1 protein-coding gene and 1 other annotated feature are annotated in these 1,321 nt (G+C 66.3%); the gene reads left to right on the top strand.

Annotation, left to right across the window (positions count from 1 at the left end; all coding sequences use genetic code 11):
* Nucleotides 1–50: 50 nt before the first annotated feature.
* Nucleotides 51–1,282, top strand: a protein-coding gene (locus tag IQ292_RS17540) for an IS3 family transposase (RefSeq protein WP_203311593.1) whose coding sequence is annotated in 2 segments (ribosomal slippage) — nt 51–342 and nt 342–1,282 — 1,233 coding nt in all. Because the reading frame shifts where the segments join, the coding sequence is not laid out codon by codon here.
* Nucleotides 335–451 (top strand) — a sequence feature (AL1L pseudoknot). Its footprint overlaps the gene before it by 117 nt.
* Nucleotides 1,283–1,321: the final 39 nt, after the last annotated feature.

Below are 1,321 nucleotides of genomic sequence, written 5' to 3'. Positions count from 1 at the left end.
TGAACCGCGCCGGGTTTGTCGGAGGCTCTAACTCCTGAGAGGAAGGGGCTATGACGAGCAAGACGACGAACAAGTTCTCGCCTGAGGTGCGCGCGCGTGCGGTGCGGATGGTGCTGGACCATGAGAAGGATCACGCATCGCGTTGGGCTGCGGTGGTGTCGATCGCGGCGAAGATCGGGTGCGCGGGGCAGACGCTGCACGAGTGGGTGAAGAAGGCCGAGGTCGACAGCGGCGTGCGCGCCGGGGTGCCAAGCGATGTCGCCGACCGATTGAAGGCACTGGAGCGGGAGAACCGCGAACTGCGCCAGGCCAACGAGATCCTGCGCAAGGCGTCGGCGTATTTTGCGATGGCGGAGCTCGACCGCCGAGCGAGGTGATGGTGTCGTTCATCGACGCGCATCGCGAGGTGTACGGGGTCGAGCCGATCTGCCGGGTCCTGCCGATCGCCCCATCCACCTACCATGCCCATGTAGCGAGCAGGATTGAGCCGACCAGAAGGTCGGCTCGGGCTCGGCGTGACGATGCGCTTGGGCCGGAGGTGCGCCGCGTGTTCGAGCAGAACTTTCGCGTCTACGGCGTGCGCAAGGTCTGGCGGCAGCTGCGGCGCGAAGGGTTCGATGTCGCCCGCTGCACCGTTGCCCGCCTGATGCGGGCGATGGGGCTGGCCGGCGTGATCCGCGGCAAGCCGGCCCGCACCACCGTCAGCGACCGGACGGCGCCATGCCCGCTAGACCGAGTCAACCGGCAGTTCCGTGCACCGGCGCCGAACATGCTCTGGGTGTCGGACTTCACCTACGTCGCGACCTGGGCGGGGTTCGTCTACGTGGCTTTCGTCATCGACACCTATGCTCGCCGGATCGTTGGCTGGCGCGCCAGCCGGAGCGCACATGCCGGCTTCGTCCTGGATGCGCTGGAGCAGGCGCTACATGACCGACAACCGAGGCGGGGTGGCGGCCTCGTCCACCATTCCGACCGCGGCAGCCAGTACGTGTCCATCAAGTACACCGAGCGCCTGGCCGAAGCGGGCATCGAGCCGTCGGTCGGAAGCGTGGGCGACAGCTATGACAACGCTTTGGCGGAAACCATCAACGGCCTCTACAAGGCCGAGGTGATCTACCGCCGCGGCCCATGGCGCAGCTTCGAGGCGGTCGAGTACGCCACCCTCGAATGGGTGGATTGGTTCAACTATCGCCGGCTGCTCGAACCCATCGGCAACGTCCCGCCCGCCGAAGCCGAAGAGCAATACTATGCTGCCGCAAACATCGTCGATATGGCAGCGTGACTCACATCCAACGGCCTCCGGCAAACCCGGCGCGGTTCA

This window comes from Sphingomonas beigongshangi (assembly GCF_016820445.1).
Lineage (GTDB): Bacteria > Pseudomonadota > Alphaproteobacteria > Sphingomonadales > Sphingomonadaceae > Sphingomonas > Sphingomonas beigongshangi.
Note: the sequence above shows the minus strand (reverse complement) of the source record. Positions and strands in the feature narration are given on the sequence as shown.